Source organism: Arthrobacter sp. RT-1, assembly GCF_003367205.1.
GTDB lineage: Bacteria > Actinomycetota > Actinomycetes > Actinomycetales > Micrococcaceae > Arthrobacter.
In genome coordinates, this window is record NZ_QRGQ01000040.1 from 45,479 (window position 1) to 62,389 (window position 16,911).

The 16,911-nt window shown below is 62.1% G+C and carries 9 protein-coding genes; 3 read left to right on the forward strand and 6 right to left on the reverse strand.

The window, feature by feature from the left end; translation table 11 throughout:
* Positions 1-62 precede the first annotated feature (62 nt).
* Positions 63-1,340 (forward strand): ParB/RepB/Spo0J family partition protein, encoded by a 1,278-nt coding sequence (locus DXK94_RS18395; protein ID WP_115526033.1) that lies wholly within the window; start codon positions 63-65, stop codon positions 1,338-1,340.
* 4,833 nt (positions 1,341-6,173) lie between these two features.
* Here DXK94_RS18395 and trxA read toward each other — a convergent pair.
* From trxA to DXK94_RS18425, 5 genes are all read right to left on the reverse strand, one after another.
* Positions 6,174-6,500, reverse strand: a complete 327-nt coding sequence (gene trxA, locus DXK94_RS18405; RefSeq protein ID WP_079597934.1) for a thioredoxin — start codon at positions 6,498-6,500, stop codon at positions 6,174-6,176.
* A gap of 37 nt (positions 6,501-6,537) precedes the next feature.
* Complete coding sequence (gene trxB, locus DXK94_RS18410; protein WP_115526035.1) at positions 6,538-7,494, reverse strand: thioredoxin-disulfide reductase; 957 nt, start codon at positions 7,492-7,494, stop codon at positions 6,538-6,540.
* A gap of 273 nt (positions 7,495-7,767) precedes the next feature.
* On the reverse strand, positions 7,768-9,393 hold the full coding sequence (locus DXK94_RS18415) for an ABC transporter substrate-binding protein (protein WP_115526036.1): 1,626 nt from the start codon (positions 9,391-9,393) through the stop codon (positions 7,768-7,770).
* Between the two features lie 165 nt (positions 9,394-9,558).
* Positions 9,559-11,718 carry a murein biosynthesis integral membrane protein MurJ gene (murJ, locus tag DXK94_RS18420; protein ID WP_115526037.1) on the reverse strand — a complete coding sequence of 720 codons (2,160 nt, stop codon included), beginning with the start codon at positions 11,716-11,718 and terminating at the stop codon, positions 9,559-9,561.
* Positions 11,719-11,779: 61 nt separating this feature from the next.
* A complete protein-coding gene (locus DXK94_RS18425) occupies positions 11,780-12,280 on the reverse strand; it encodes an NUDIX hydrolase (RefSeq protein WP_058269716.1) in 501 nt (166 codons plus the stop codon).
* Between the two features lie 207 nt (positions 12,281-12,487).
* Here DXK94_RS18425 and DXK94_RS18430 point away from each other — a divergent pair, with 207 nt between their 5' ends.
* A complete protein-coding gene (locus DXK94_RS18430; RefSeq protein WP_115526038.1) occupies positions 12,488-13,996 on the forward strand; it encodes a CCA tRNA nucleotidyltransferase in 1,509 nt (502 codons plus the stop codon).
* On the forward strand, positions 13,993-14,577 hold the full coding sequence (locus DXK94_RS18435; protein WP_079597928.1) for a histidine phosphatase family protein: 585 nt from the start codon (positions 13,993-13,995) through the stop codon (positions 14,575-14,577). The genes DXK94_RS18430 and DXK94_RS18435 overlap by 4 nt, the downstream gene beginning before the upstream one ends.
* 800 nt (positions 14,578-15,377) lie before the next feature.
* Here DXK94_RS18435 and DXK94_RS18440 read toward each other — a convergent pair.
* Complete coding sequence (locus DXK94_RS18440; RefSeq protein WP_115526039.1) at positions 15,378-16,895, reverse strand: glycosyltransferase family 39 protein; 1,518 nt, start codon at positions 16,893-16,895, stop codon at positions 15,378-15,380.
* Between the last annotated feature and the right edge of the window lie 16 nt (positions 16,896-16,911).

Below are 16,911 nucleotides of genomic sequence, written 5' to 3' on the forward strand. Positions count from 1 at the left end.
CTTCAACACTGCAACGACCGGAGCCGGCTCACGCCTGGTTCTACCACTGGAGGGATTTACCCATGAGCGAGAAGCGACGGGGCCTAGGCCGCGGTCTTGGCGCGCTGATTCCAAGTTCCGCCGCGTCCAATGGGCAGGGTAACGGTGCAGCCGTATCCCGTCCTGTAGATCTCTTCTTTCCCGAGGGCAGAAGGAAGACCGAACCCTCGGACGAAAATGCCGCGGGCACAGCAAAGACCGTAGCCGAGAAGTTGACCGCCCCGCCGGCCCGAAAGGCCCCGGCGAAGTCGACTGCCAGGAACACCGCCTCCCCGGCTGCCGAAGCTACTTCCCATTCTTCCAGTGCTGCCACAGCCAAGAAGGCTGCCACTCCACCGGCTCCTGCAGCCGGGAAAGGCGAGTCCGACAATGCTGAGTCCGGCCAGGAGCCTGAGGTATCCCCCGAGGTCCGCCCGGACGTTGCTGCCGCCGAGCCTTTGGATGAGTTCGCCGGATCCAATGCCGATGTTGAGCTTGTTGAAGTTCCGGGTGTCCGTTTTGCCGAAATACCCGTTTCCGAGATCCATCCCAACCGGAAGCAGCCGCGTTCCGTCTTCGATGAAGACGACATGGCCGAGCTTGTTCACTCGGTTCGCGAAATCGGCGTCCTCCAGCCAATTGTCGTTCGTAAATCAACCGAATCCGGTGGTGAGCCATATGAGCTCGTCATGGGTGAGCGTCGGTGGCGTGCCGTTCAGGCTGCGGGGCTCGAAACCATTCCCGCGATCGTCAGGGATACCACCGACGATGATCTCCTTCGCGACGCATTGTTGGAGAACCTGCACCGCAGCCAGCTGAATCCCTTGGAAGAAGCTGCGGCTTACCAGCAGCTTCTGGAGGACTTTGGCACGACGCATGAGCAGCTGGCTGACCGTATCGGTCGCTCACGCCCCCAGGTGTCAAACACCCTCCGGCTCCTCAAGCTTCCTCCGTTGGTGCAGCGGCGTGTTGCTGCGGGCGTCCTGTCCGCCGGTCACGCCCGCGCGCTGCTGTCCCTTCCAGATGCTGCCGCAATGGAGCGTCTGGCCCAAAAGATCGTCGCTGAGGGGATGTCGGTACGGGCCACAGAAGAGGCTGTCACCCTTTACCAGGACCCGACGAAGCAGCCGAAAAACAATGTGCCCCGTCCCGGCGCGCGTCATGAGCGTCTTGACTACCTCGCATCATCCTTGTCAGACCGCCTGGATACCAACGTGAAGATTTCGCTGGGTGTCAGGAAAGGAAAGGTCAGCATCGAATTCGCGAGTGTAGAAGACCTGAACCGCATTATGGATGTGTTGGCTCCCGGTTCAACAAACTAATCTTTTCCTAAGGGCCCGGTTCACCACGAACCGGGCCTTTTTTCGGCCTGAATATAGTTCTTTTGAATACGGGCGTCGTCGTTCAGATCCAGATGCTGACCGTTGTCCGTTCGGTCATACACAAAGGCATTCAAGGATCCTCTCCGATCTGCTGCATCAAAAGCATGCGCAGCCTTTCCATGGATGGGACAGACACCGATATGCGAAGCATACGGGCCGGCCGTGGGAGCACTGCCGCCCCGTGTGCTCTCCCCTCAGGTCGCACTTCTTTCAGCGCTTTTATGGGAAGTGACAGCTGGTCCATTTGTTCGCCGCAAGGCAATTCAGGTGTGACTTATCGGAGATGGCACCCGGGAGCCTGAGCGACTTGGATAACCCGTCGTACGGCAACCCTACTGTTTCACGTGAAACGGCCCCGCTAGACGGGTGGCGGTGTTCGGCATGATGCCCGTCATGGAGCGGACCCGAGTATCCACCCTGAGATCATTCAAGAGTCTCGAGGGCATTATGGTCCTGAAGGGCGATCAACAACGTTAGGAACTTTGATGGCCGCCGCTGGGGGTAGGCCGCTCCGGCCTATCGGTTCTGGAACATCAGAACTCGCGCTCGATCACGTGATCCGAAGCGAAGGATGGCTCGACGGCCGGTTTCGGGCTTCTCGTGGATGGGGACTCGTTCCGGGCGCGGTTCTCTCCCCTGATCGTTCGGCCTAGCAGAATCCTTTATGGGGTTCTTGGGGCGCACCCATGCAGGCGTGGGGCGAAGCAGAATACAGGTGTCACCAGACGCGGAAAAGTCTCGGCATCTCGTTTTCCTGTCAGGCGGGCACCAGTGTGCGTCCGGCACGGCGACAGCTGCACTGCGCGTATGCCATCCCGAAGAGATCAAGCGGGAGTTGTTCACGCGGGTTGGCACCAAAGGTGTTGGTAGCCTCTACGCATCAGCGCTTCCTAAGCATAATGCGGAGGCGGCCATAGTCGCCACCTACCGCAGTAGGCCGCGTGCCCATGTTTCGCTTGCTCCTTATGTCCATGTGGTGTTTTGTGCTCCGAGCCGGTGAGCTACAGCCTCGCATATCGCGCGATCAACTGCGGCTCTCCATCCCTTCCCTCAAGGACGCTGACCCGTCTGCGATCGAGGTGGAGTCGGTGTTTCACGTGAAACGGCGCCAGTCTCGCCGGCACTTGGCGCACCCTCCTGTCCCCTTGCGCTTTCCGAGCTCCCTGGTGTCTACACTCTCGATAGACCTCCGCTCCAGGGGGCTGCCATCACTAGAACTAATGGTCGCCACGGCAAACCTTCGTAGGCCCCGATCGATAGCACCGCACGGAAGGCTGCACTAGGAAGAAGGATCAGACGCCACCAGGACGACCCGGTCCCAGCGTTATGCCTTGATGAGCGGATTGGGGTCGCGCGGCAAGGGCGCAGGCCTCCCAGGGCGGAGGGGGCGACCTGGAAATCTGGAGTTGGCGCGAATCCCGCCGCGAGTCGACCATAGCGTCCGGGCCCTAGCCCCACCATCTCTCACGTACTCCTGTCGGTCATGGATGAGTGTTTCATGTGAAACATGATCCCCGTCCTATTCCTCCCCCTGATTGGATTCCACTAACCCCGCGCTGCGTTTGTGGTCGTCGATGCAGAACCCCTGCGCCGAGATCACATCAAGCCTGCGTTCACGTTGCGCCGACGTAAAGGCACTAGTCTCATAATGGACACAAGCTCGATGCTCTTTATCCGCCGCGGGAACTGGCGCCGACAACGGCGGAGTTCGAGGGAGACCCTCCTTGCATTCGCGCTGTCCTTTCAGCTTGGCGTACAAAGACGCTGATGAAGGGTTGCAGCGACCAGGCCTCCTTCCGGGTTGGGAGGGCTACTTTCCTATGGTGCGGCGGCTCGGGATCAGCAGGGCAGCACGCCGTCGAGACTTAATGCGGGCCGACAACGTGTCGCAGTCGGGTGAACTTCTGGTCACACCCAGCACTTCCAGTACAACGCCTTGTCACGCCCGTAGGTCGAAGGGGACGACAAGGCCAGTGAGATTTCCACACTGACCGTGAGTATGAGCAACATCATAGGCAGTGGATATCGCTGTGGATAACTTTGTGGACAACCGGGCGCCCAAGCGTGGATAAGCGGCAAGGACTGTACTCAGATGCAGGGCGTTTGGAAGGATAGGTCCCAAGTTGGAGGCTCCCAGTTCACCTAACGCCCGTTCCCGCGCGCTCCTGTTTCACGTGAAACACCAACGACGGCGTCGGGAAGCGGCGCATACTGCAAAAACTCGCATGAATATGGTCGTTTTTAGCGGCCGCACGCTGCAACTTCCGGTGCTGCCGCTTCAGGTTGAAGGGCGGATCCTAGGCAGATAGAGCCGTCTACACTTCCCGACGCTAGGCACATTAGGGGAGGCGGCTTCCCGGACCACAACAAGCACACCTCGTAGGGCTGTTGATAACTACGTGGATAACCAGGGTCACTGCTTGTGGATAACTTGTGGATTAGCGTAGCGCATAGGAGTCTCCTGACCCGTATCAGAGGGTATCGGCAGCGCGTCTCTCGCCGGACAAGGACGACTTAGAGCCGACTTTCTCTCCGTGTCGGGGAGGTAGGTATGGTCGTCGTGAGTGCGTGATGTACCGGGAGAACATCGAGGTTTGAAGTGGAAGGCCCGGCTGAGCTTGTGTCTACTCGCCGAGGTGTTGATGCCCATATGGTAAGAACGCATCTGCCTGCGAAGCCAGGCAAGTTCAGAAGCGAGGCCTTCGGATAGTTGAAGTGGTCTCCTCTGAAAGCTCGTTGTGCAAACGACTCAGGCAGTAACTGTAGTTGAGCCACCAGTCGAACTGCATGTTCGTTCCGCTCATCTCTTCCCGTTCTTGGTATGGCGCCCTATCTTGGCCCTGTACATCCTTCTTTCGCTACGGAGGCCATCTTGGCCTGGGCATTGGATAGGTGCCGAGCGTCGTGGTTATCCACCGACAGCGGGCGGCCAGTGGTAGGCCGGGTTACTGGTGACTTTCTGGATGTCGGCCGACTTGAAGCTTTGGCGTGGTTCAAGAGCGAGTGCAGCTCGTGCTTCTTGGCACCTTCCGCCGGCAGCCTTTCGTTTCACGTGAAACATTTAGAGATGCCGTTCCTCTATGGCTTCCTTGCGGGGTCTGCTCGGTCGCACTAGTCAGTCCTTGCTGAGGCAAGGCTGCCTAGGCCGATACCGACTGTCGTACCCTGATCATCTAGATCCTTTGTGTTACGGCAGCACGAACATCACACACGTTAGCGGTGGGTTCCACGTCGATGCCGCCGGCCAATCCCCTGGTGTTTCTGAAAACCGACAGGGCGGCAATCGTTGCTATGTGGCAGCGACGGATCCGGCGCGTGGTTCGAAAGCCTCGGCTGAAGCTCCAGCCTTTCGTTGACGTGGCGACGTTGCCGGCGGCTGCGAAGTTATGTCACGACGAAGATGACGGCAAGCAGCTGAAGCTGTGTCGCCTTCTTCCGGAACAGCTGGAAGAGCCCTTCGACTCATCCAGTCTTTACGCGCAGCATGCTTCTCTTGTCTGATTAGGCTCTCTGTGGGTGTGCAGGCCGCTGATGATGGTCCTTCTGGAGGCCTAGTCCTGGGCCCGAATGGTTTTAGAAGGTGGACGTTTGTACGTGCTCTCGTATTCGGCACTTGGAGTTGGCGCGTCGAAAGCGTGTGTCGGCGGGCTACGCCTGTGAAGAAGGGGGCGATGGGTGCGAGACTCGTCCCTGGTCCCCCTGGTTCGGGTCAAACGAAGAAGCGGCGATTGACGTGCCCGCACTCTTCGAACTCATGGTCCACTATCGTTTGCGGCCTAGGGATCCCGTAACAGCTCCTAGGAGATGCCAAATTCGCTTCACCGTTGGCGGAGAAGGGCGTCGAGTATGCAATCAAGCTTGCATACGTGAAAGTAGGAAAAGCGACATGTAGGCGTGCTTACATGCTCCCTAGCTACTTTCCCCCGGTGGTGCGCTGTTTCACGTGAAACATGAGTTGCTCGCACCACGGCTGGTATCTCGGCATCAGCGGAGACTGAAAGGTTCGTGGATATACCAACAGAGCACAATCGTGCTGTCAGCGGGCAGCGGGCGCTTACGAAGCGATGTGCAATTCACCTTGATTTCGATGATGACTGTATCAGGTGCATCGGCAGAATGCCCCCTTCCCCACGGCGGAGCTGGGGAGCGCGAAAATGGTGGGTCCTATGTTTCACGTGAAACAGTACACCAGCACGCGAGTCGTCGGCCTGAGCCAATGCGAACCGTCCGAGCGCCCTCCGTCATGAGGGCGCCGATTGCAGGCGTACGAGCAGCACTCGGCTCGTCAAGCCCTATTTGACCATCCCAGTGGTCGCCAACAGATTCCCTTGACGATGCTTACTTGAGGTTGTGACAAGTACCGCCTGCTTGCCGTACTCCGGACCATAATGAGAGCACACTCATGCAGTGCCTAATTAGCTCGCGGCAGCCGTACGGACACCAGGACGCAGATCTTCCCTGTCATCTTCGCGAACCCGCGGCCAGCTGTATCGGGGAGCAGAAGTCCATCTGCCGCCATCTAACAGGAGCAGCGCCTTACGGTCCGGCTTGTTTCACGTGAAATATATGTATGGGCGCACGTTTGCATCCCGTGACACGTCTAATCCTCAAGTTGGTCGATTTGGTGCTGCTAGCGGTTCGAAGGGCAACCCAAGGGACCATCGCACACGAGAACACAGGATCCTGATGTGCCGGACAAACAAAAAGTGGCCACTACCCGAGGGCAGTGACCACTTTCGAATGTCTCAGATAGCAATCTGAGAATCGGAATCCCTAGGAAAGGACGTCGGAGAATTCCTTTTCAAAGAACTGCTTCGGCTTCGCACCGATAACCGTGTTCTTCACTTCGCCGCCCTGGAACAGGTAAACGGCAGGAATGGACGTGATGCCGTACTCCGCGGCGATGGCGGGGTTGTCATCAACATTTACCTTCACGACATCAACCTTCTCGCTGTACTCAACGGAGATCTCGTCGAGAATCGGACCGAGCTTGCGGCACGGACCGCACCATTCCGCCCAGAAATCCACGATAACCGGCTTGTCGGAGGACAGTACGTCGGTCCCGAAGCTTGCGTCAGTTACATCTTTTGCGTTGCTCATATACCTTGTCTTTCTTTCCAATAGGGATGGGCGAAACTTATGCGGCCAGGTCTGCCAGGTAATGCTCCACGTCGATGGCGGCTACACAACCTGATCCGGAAGCTGTGATTGCCTGCCGGTAGGTGGGGTCGACAACGTCGCCGGCAGCGAATACTCCGGGAATGCTGGTACGGGAGCTGCGCCCCTCCACGGCAATGGTTCCCTCCGGGGTCAGTGCCAGGACATCCTTCACGAGGTCGGTCCTCGGGTCGTTGCCGATAGCGACGAACACACCCGTAACGGCAAGATCGGAGACAGATCCGTCAACCAGGTTCTTCAACTTAAGTCCGGTGACTTTGTCTTCGCCAATAACGTCATCCACTGTGCTGTTCCAGATGAAGTTGATCTTCTCATGGGCCAGCGCACGGTCCGCCATGATCTTGGAAGCCTTAAGCGAATCACGGCGGTGTACAACCGTTACCGATTTCGCGAACTTGGTCAGGAACAGTGCCTCTTCCATTGCGGAGTCTCCGCCACCGATCACCGCGATGTCCTGGTCCTTGAAAAAGAAACCGTCGCAGGTTGCACACCAGCTGACGCCGTGCCCTGAAAGGCGCTTCTCATTCGGCAGCCCCAGTTCCCGGTATGCAGAGCCGGTGGAGAGGATAACGGCCTTTGCCCGGAAGGTCTCCCCCGTGGCGATGGTCACCGTCTTGACCGCGCCATCGAGCTCAAGGGCGGTGACATCCTCAAACTGGATCTCGGTGCCAAAGCGGGCAGCCTGCTTCTCGAAGTTCTCCATGAGGTCCGGACCCATGATGCCGTCGGGGAAGCCCGGGTAGTTCTCGACGTCAGTGGTGTTCATCAGTTCACCGCCGGCGGTTACGGAGCCAGCGAGCAGCAAGGGCTTGAGATTTGCACGGGCCGTGTAGACGGCAGCCGTGTAACCCGCCGGACCGGAGCCGACAATGATGACATCACGCACTTCGGACGCGGTGTTTTCTTCGATGGTCACTGAACGGTGAACCTCTTCCTTATTTGACGCACCTCCCCGTGGAGGCCGGCCATATGGCACAACTGCTACTGGATGCTGGATATTCCGGCGACTGGACATGGAAGACCGCCGGTAGACGGCATCATGCCATCTCCGCCAGACGCTCTTTCCAGATTACCGTCCCACAGCAGTTCCCCATCACCGGCTGTAAAGACCGCAACCCGGACACGTATTAAAAGCCTGCGGCCCTCCCCCATTTGATGGGGAGGGCCGCAGGTGGTGAAGAGCGGACGACTACTGGACTTTGATCTCCGCCAAACGGATGCCGTAGCCGTACCGGGTCTTCGGTGCAGCGAGCCGGGGAAGGGAGTTGACCGAAACGATGACATACTCCGCTTCCACAGGCGCGGCCAACGGCATGTTGAGGTCCGTGGAAGTAAAACTGTTGGTCCCAACAGCCTTGGCGCCGTCCAGGGATGGCTGGTCGTTGGTGTAAACGGTGATGTTTCCGCCAGAGCCACCAAGCTGAGAGAGGGTGATGGAAGAAACAGTGGCAGGGCTCTCGAGCTTCACCACCAGCGGAACACCCTGTGCTGCCAGGCCGCCCCAGTTGTCGGTGGCGAATTCCATGTCCGACCAGTAGCTTGCGGCATTGCCGTCGTACGCCTTCACCAGGTCGCCGTCGAACGTGGCGGCAAAGTCGAAGTTGCCCTGCCGGGTCACACTCTCAATGACGGGCGGCGCGGCAGGCGGAGCTGAACTGGGAGCTGCGGAGGGAGCGGCCGAACCTTCCGGTGCGCTTGTGTTGGTGGCTGGAGCCGGATTATTTGCCTGGGGCTGGGAAAAGAGGCTGCCCAGATTGGTTACGGCGAACACGAGACCGGCGATAAGGACAACAGCCAGGAGTCCGCCCACCAGCCAACGCATGGACCGCGGTTCACGTCCAGGCTCGTCCCGGTCGCCGTCGTAGTCACCAGGGTCGGCAAAAGAAACTCCCGCGGCCGCCGGGGCTGCAGCCCGGGCAAAGACGGCTGATTTCTTGTTCACCGGCTGGGGCTCATCCACCGGTTCTTCGTGGTGGTTGTAGCCCTCCTGGTCCGACTGCACGTAATCGTCGTCCGACCACAGCGAGACCTTGGGCTTCCCCGAGCCTGCTGCTTCGGCTGAAGTACCGGAAGAAGCACCGGCATCGGCGCCACGGGAAGCGCCTTGAACGGGGTGCGCGGCGGTGGCGTCCGGATCAGCTTCGGGCGCCGTCGCGCCACCGCGTGATGCCCCACCGGCACCGGAGGCAGCCGCCGCAGCGGCAGCACCACCAACAGCCGCAGCACCGCCAACAGCGGCGGCCCCACGATCATCCGAGGACCCACCGACCGCGGAGGCTCCAGACCGGCCAACCCTAGGCGATGCTGCGGGCCGGATGGGAGGCCTGGGCGGCACAACGGGTGCAGTCCGGTAAGGGTCCACCTGGCTGGGGTGTGTTTGGCCGTAGTTGATGTAGCCGGCGTCGACGTGATCTTCATCGTCGTAGGGTTCCGGCTCGTGTGACCGGGGCTGGCCAAAGATTTCGCTGCCCAGGGTGTCGGTGAAAAAGGGCTCCACGTACGGAGGATTTGATGCCACCACGAGGTCCAGCAGATCAGCGGCGGATGTGTGGTTGGTGATGAGGTAGGTGGCTGCCTCAGTGACGCCGAGGTCCAGCACCTGCACGGTGCCGGGCCGTTCACCGGTGGCAACCTCGCGGGCGCTCTGGGCAACCTGTTCTGTGTTTTCGGGTCCGGCGACCAGGATGCTGACGGGCCGGTTCAGGACCTGGTCCACACCATCCAGCACCAGATCGTGGTCGTGCGAGGCCAATACGGTGGCTGTGACCTTGTAGCGGCCGCCCAGTACTGATCCGACATCGATCGGGTTGGACACGTGTTCCTCCTAGATTTTCCGGGATTGCCGGCATAGATGACGCAACCGCCGCTCAGGGACTGCCGCGCGGCCTGCCCCTGGATACAACTCCCCCTGTACCTTTTCGATCCTAGCGGATTGCGTCCGGCGCGCCGTGGACAAAGACCTCCGGAAACGGCAGGGCAGTCACTTTTTACGGGGGCGCCGCCGCTTGAAATAGGGGTTTTCGCCTGCCTTGCCCTGGAACGTGCGCCGGCCGGGCAGCGGGATCTGCTCACGGAGCAATCCGCCGCGGGCTGTCCCCGGCTGGTCCTCGCCCGGCAGGTAGCCGCCGTCGGACGTTCCCTGGCCGCCGCCGTCGTAAGAGTCCGGGCGGCTGCCCACACGCTCCTGCTCGGGGCCGGCACGGAAGGAAGCAGCATCAAACTCGCCGGAAATCCGGGGAATGAGCCCCGTGTCCACGGAGGTCGTGGCCCGCTCGGGACGGACGGGGCGTTCTACGGCGACCGCACCTTCCACGGAGGGCGTTCCCTCCGGAGAGGACGACGGCGGGGCCCCGCCTGCCGCCGCGGGCGCAGCGGGGCCGCCGCGGCCCAGGCGGCCGAGCAGGGGGCGGAGGAGGTCGCGCAGTTCGGCCACGCGGAACAGTTTGAGCAGGAAGAAGTAGACCACCAGCATCACGGGACCTACAACGATGACCGTGATCAGCGCGGTCAGCCGGTCATGCCAGGCGAAGCCATTGGGGTCGTAGCTGCCCATCAGCCACAGCGCACCGGCACCGGCGATGGCGGATCCGAGGGCGGCGTAGCCCATCCGGATGTAGGAGCTGGCGATCCGGGCCCCGTCAAGGTGTCCGAGGAGCCGGCGCAGGAAGTACGCGCTGATGACCACGGACAGGATGTTGCCCACCATGTAGAGGACCGCGATGGCATAGATGATCTGGTTGACCGGCAGGAACTGGATGGCAAAGGCGCCGGCAACGTAAACCACCGCGAGCAGCAGCTGAATGTAGAAGGGGGTGCGTGCGTCCTCGTTCGCGTAAAACACCCGGGACATCATGAAGTTGGCGCTCATGAACGGTGTGCTGAGCGCCAGGATGGTGAGCGTCTGGGCCAGCATCACGCCGTCCTGCCTGTCCCCGCCCGAGAAGAACATGCCCAGCGGGCCGGCGAGGGCGAACAGGGCCAGGGCACCGAAAACGGTGGCAACAGCCATGGTCCGCAGCCCGTGCGAAAGGGCATCCCGCAGCTCGTCCCGGTTGCCGTCCTGCGAGGCCCTGGTCATCCGGTTGAACAGCACCGTGGCCAGGGACAGCGCAATGATGGAGTGCGGCAGCAGGTACAGCTGGCTGGCCACTTCCAGCACGGCGTTGCCCGGCAGCATCTCCGCGGCCGGGTCGCCCGCCTCCTGCAGCCGGAGGCGTTCCGCACCCGGGATGGTGGCGATGCGCATGACATACAGGAACGCGAGCTGCCCGACGGCGGCAGTCAGCAGGGTCCAGACGCTCAGCTTGGCTGCCTGGCCCAGTCCCACGCCGCGCCAGCCAAAGCGTGGCCGGAGTCCCAGCCGGAGCCGGAATACGGGTATCAGGAGGATGGCTGTCTGGGAGATGACGCCGATCGTGGAGAACCCGGCCACGAACAGTGTTTGCGTCTCACCCCAGTTCTCCAGGGTGTGCGGACTAAACTCGTTGGTGCCGAAGATCCAGATGAACATTCCGAGGCCGGCGATGGCCACGAGGTTGTTGAGGATGGGCGCCCACATGGCAGGACCAAAGGCGCCGTTGGCGTTGAGGACCTGGGTCAGGAGGGCATAGAGGCCGTAAAAGAAGATCTGCGGCAGGCACCAGAAAGCGAACGTGACCGCCAGGGCCTTTTGCTGCGGGGTGTATCCCTGCGTGGTGAGTTCAATGACCGCCGGGGCTGCCAGGGTGACCAGCGCCGTCAGGCCCAGCAGGAGCAGGACAGCAAGCGTCAGCAGCCTGCTGATGTAGTCCGCTCCCCTGTCCGGAGCCTTGCTGGCCTTGATGATCTGCGGAACCAAGACGGCGTTGAACACGCCGCCGGCCACCAGCAGGAAGATCAGGTTGGGCAGGTTGTTGGCGTTGATGAACGTGTCATTGACCGTGGAGCCAAGCCCCAGCGCCGTGCCCAGCATCCAGGTCTTGCCGAACCCCAGGAACCGCGACACGAGCGTGCCGGCGGCCATGATGGCGCTGGAACGGGTTTCGCTGGCGCCGACGGCTACTGGACCGGTGTCCGGCCCTGCCGGTTCTATGGGTACACCCTCGGGAACCGCATCGCCGGGCCGGCCGGGTTTATCGGAAGGAAAATTGGAAGCTGACATCGAGTTCATCGTCTCACCCGGACGCCGCTATCGCCGCAACGCCGCCACGGGCAGTGCGGCGCTACAGGTGTCCGGGCAGGACTTCGCGGGCAAGGTCGGCGATGCGCCGCTCATTCGGGAAGGACAGTTTCCGGGCCAGCTCCTGGATAGGCACCCATGCCACGTCCACGGCTTCCTGATCGGGATCGTTTTCGATGGTCAGCTCACCGCCGGTGGCGCGCAGGAGGTAGTGGTGGACCGTTTTGTGGACCCGGTGCCCGCTGACCGTAAACCAGTAGTCGATGCTGCCCAGCGGGGCGAGGATGCTGCCCTCGATGCCGGTTTCCTCGGCGATCTCCCGGACCGCGGCTTCCTCGTTGTTTTCCTTGCCCTCCGGATGGCCCTTGGGCAGGCACCATTCAAGGCGTCCGCCCCTGTTAAGGCGGGCGATGATCGCAACCCTCAACTCGGCGTCGGACGTGTCCACCACCACGCCGCCGGCGGAGACTTCCTCCACCGTCGGCAGTGAAGCCGGCGCCGAATGCTGGGCAGGCGCAACGTGCGCACCGATTGCCGACGGCAATGGTGCGTTCGTCCTCCTGCCTGGAGCGCTCGGTACTGGATGGGCCATGGAGTCCACTCTAACGACTGTTGCCCGCTCGTGATGACCGGAACATGACACCAACATGGACGGCATATGACGCAGTTTCCCGGCGGCGGACCGAATCCACGGGATCTTGACGCTTTTTTGGCCTGCCGGGCCGCAGGTTTCTGCCAAGCTTAAGTAACTATGGCGCACGCACATCACAAGACTGATTCCCACACCGTCGATTTCCAGGTGGACCCGGTGGTCCTGGAGCTCGGCCAGCGCTTTGTGGACGCCGGCCACGAACTGTCCCTGGTGGGCGGGCCGGTGCGGGACCTGTTCCTGGGGCGGACCTCCCCCGACCTGGACTTCACCACGGACGCCACCCCGGACCAGACCGTGGCCCTCATCAAGAAGTGGGCTGACAACTTCTGGGAGATCGGGCGTGCCTTCGGAACCATCGGCATGCGCAAGGACGGATTCCAGATTGAGATCACCACCTACCGGGCGGAGGCGTACGATCCCGAATCCCGCAAACCCGTGGTGGCATTCGGTTCATCCCTGACCGACGACCTGCTGCGGCGGGACTTCACCATCAATGCCATGGCCTTGAAACTGCCCGCCATGGAGCTCGTGGACCCCTTTGGGGGCGTCCGCGACCTGCACGCCTCCGTGCTGGCCACCCCGGGAGCGCCCGAGGCCTCCTTCTCCGATGACCCGCTGAGGATGATGCGGGCCGCCAGGTTCGCGGCGCAGCTGGGCGTGTCAGTTTCCGACGACGTCCGGGAAGCCATGACCCGCATGGCAGAACGCATTACCATCATTTCCGCCGAGCGGGTGCGCGACGAACTGGTCAAGCTTATCTGCGGGGCACAGCCCCGGGTCGGCGTGGACCTGCTGGTGGACACGGGCCTCGCCGAGTTCGTGCTGCCCGAAGTTTCCGCCCTCCGCCTTGAGTCCGACGAGCACCACCGCCACAAGGATGTCTACCAGCACTCCCTGCAGGTGCTGGAACAGGCAGCGGAGCTGGAGACGGACGGTGACGGCCCGGTGCCCGGGCCCGACTTTGTGCTGCGGTTCGCAGCATTGATGCACGACGTCGGCAAGCCGGCGACGCGGCGCTTCGAACCTGGCGGGGCGGTCAGCTTCCGCCACCACGACATGGTGGGGGCAAAGCTCACCACCAAACGCATGAAGGCCCTGCGTTTCGACAACGACACCACCAAGGCCGTGGCCCGGCTGGTGGAGCTGCATATGCGTTTCTACGGCTACGGCGACGCCGGCTGGAGCGATTCGGCGGTCCGCCGCTACGTCACAGACGCCGGGCCCCTGCTGGAACGCCTGCACCGGCTCACCCGCTCAGACGTCACCACACGGAACCAGAGGAAGGCCGAGCGTCTGGCCTTTGCCTACGACGACCTTGAAGACCGCATCGCCGCATTGCGGGAGCAGGAGTCCCTGGATGCTGTGCGGCCGGACCTGGACGGCGCCCGGATCATGGCACTGCTCAGCCTCAAGCCCGGACCCGTGGTGGGCAGGGCGTACAAGTTCCTGCTCAATGAGCGGATGGAACACGGTCCCCTGCCCGTCGAGGACGCGGAGGCACGGCTGCTCCGCTGGTGGGCCGAACAGCCCGAATCAGCTCCTGCCGCGGCGGAGGCCGGAAAGTCTCCCGCCGCCGTCGAACCTTCCCCGTCTGAGGAGACCAAGTGACCGATCCCGCCCTTGCCCCCCGCCCCCAGCTCTGGATCCTCCGGCACGGCGAGACCGAGTGGTCCAAGAGCGGCCAGTACACCGGGCTCACGGACCTCCCGCTCACGGTCGAAGGCGAACAGCAGGCTGTGGAAGCCCGTAAAGTGCTCGACGCCGTCGACTTCGACCTGGTGCTCACCTCGCCGCTGCGGCGTGCCCGGCGGACCGCGGAACTGGCGGGATTTCCGGACGCGCAGCACGAACCGCTGGCAGTGGAGTGGAACTACGGCGACTACGAAGGCATCAGCTCGGACCTGATCCGCAAGGACAACCCTGACTACCTCATCTGGACGCACGGTGTTCCCAACGGCGAGACGCTGGACGAGGTTGCGGCCAGGGCGGATAAGATCATTGGCCGGGTCCTGGAATCGGGAATGGACAATGTGCTGATCGTTGCGCATGGCCATTTCTCGCGGATCCTCACGGCCCGGTGGCTGGAACTGGCGCCCACGGAGGGCCGGCACTTCATCCTGGGGACCGCAAAAGTCTGCACACTGGGGTGGGATAAGAGGACGCCCGCAATTGTCCGCTGGGGCCTTTAATTCCCTTTTTGTAAATTAGGGTTGCTGAATTCCCCAAAAGCAGTAGTCACCGGAAGAATCCTGGTGTACTTTTATTCCTGACCCCAGAGCCAACTGCCGGGGTCAGCGCCCCGGTTGCACGCTTTGTCTGCAGCGAACAGAGGAAAAGGAGGTTGGGAGAAATGATGACTTTGACTGGCGGACGGAAGACCACCATCACCGCGCACCCGGCCCCCGCGCACAATGCGCACCTGTTCGGGGGCCAGCCAGGCTGCTGACGCCTGCCCTTGTCCTCCGTCCCCTGGTGGGGCGGCAAGGTATTCACGGTATATCTGGCGGAATTTCGCGTCCCTAGGCCTGCCTCCCCTTTCTGGGTGGCGTGCAGCTTGCGGCGGTTCCGGGCATTTCCTGTGAGCGCGGACTCCCGCATCCCATAATTCGGAACCAGTTTTCCGATGGGTCTCGGTCGCCTGCCGGAAATCCCGTTTCCGCCAAAATACCCTCGAATGGTTCGGCGAATTTGTAGCGCAATTATGTGGGCGCTAATTCCTTTTCAACGCGGCCTTATTTTGTTATGCCCATTTATAAGGCTGGCTGTCACCCCGTAGGGAGGTGAGAACCGATGATCCGAAAACTCCGGAAGTTGCTGTTCACTGCGCCACGGCGGACCAGGAGCAGGATGCTGTTCAACCAAGACCTCTTGGAGCGGCAGCGGAATGACGTATTTGTCCTGATGCACCAACAGATGAGCGGGCTGCGCTGACATGTACGGCCGCGAAGGTCCTGCCGCATGTGCGGCGGGACCTCTGCGGCCGGGACTTTCAGGAGCAGGTGAAGGAGATCAGGACCAGCCGCTGGAAGGGCCGGTTGCCGGTCTCCCGGCACTGCGCGGCGGTGAAGGCGGAGAGGTCGCTGGGGGCGGCATTTCCGAGCCCGACAAACAGCACTTCGCCGCGGCCGGACAGTTCAGCGGCGGTGACGGGGGCGTCCAGGCCCCACAACGTCCCTGACTCTGCCGGCGTTTCCTCCAGGGACAGGTCCTGGATGCCGTCGAAACGTTCCGGATAGGCAAGCACCATGTCACGGAGGTACGGCTCGCCGAACACCATGGCGGCGGGTTGCGGCGCCTGCTGATCCAGCAGCGCCGCAATCCGGCGTTCGGTATCGGCCGGCTCATTCACCAGGCTCTTGAGTGTGAGCTGCGGGACCAGGCTGCAGCAGATAACTCCAGCTACCACCATGGGGCGGAGCCATGTGTGCTTGGCGGGAAGCCTGGAAATGCCCAGTCCTACCAGCAGGGCAAACGCAGGGGCGGTGAACGTCAGGTACCGGGCGACGTAGACGGGCTGGGCCACGACGCTGACCAGCAGGAGCCCGGCAACGGGGACTGCTACGCCTGCCAAGCACAGGACCAGAAGGGGACGCAGGGCAGTGCTGTGCCGGGCGGACCAAAGGCCCCACGCCAGCAAGGCAATCTCCACCACGCCGAGGAGCACCACAAACGCCAGAACCCATTGCGGAGGCATGTTCCCGGTGGGACGGTCGTCGCCGTAAAAGTACTGTTTGACGGCCGCGGTCATCAGGTTCTGCAGCAGGGAACGGTTCTGGATCCAGTCCACCTGTGCCTTTTGCCCCAGGGCGTAGATCAGGAATGGCAGCACACAAGCCCCGGCCGCGGAGCAGGCCACCAGAGTGGCCAGCACCCGGCGCCGGAGTATGACTGCTGCGGCTGCGTGCGCCGCGACGGCCAAGCCGAAGAACATGAACATCCATACGCCCACCACTGCGCAGAGAGCGTAGAGGACCCAGTCGAGGATCCGGTTGGACTCCCATGCCCGGAGCAGCAAGAGCGTGAGGGCCACGGCCAGCAGGGCGGTGAAAGCAGACTGCCGGGCCTCGGTTCCGGCCCACACCATGCGGGGAAGGACGGCCAGCACCAGGCCGGCGGCAAAACCCAGGGATTCGGACGCCAGTTTCCGCCCGATGAGGGCCGTCCCGGCGCAGGCAAGCCCCACCGCAAACGCCGACGGCATCCTCATGGAAATTTCCGAGAAACCAAAGACGGACGTCCAGAAATGCATGATCAGGTAGTAGAGGCCGTGAACCGCGTCCACCGACTGCAGCAGCAGAAGCAGCTCTCCCGGAGACCGGCCGGCCGCGGAAATGGTGGCGATCTCGTCATCCCAGAACGAGGGAATCCACGATCCTAGGAACGCCGCGCAGAAGCCCAGCAGGCCCAGGGACACCGGCATCCACCACTGCGCAGCAGCCGGGCCCGGCACTGCGGCCAGCCCGGAGCGTCGTCCGGCAGCATGGCCGCTGACCCTTTGGCTCTCCACCTATAACCCCCTGAAG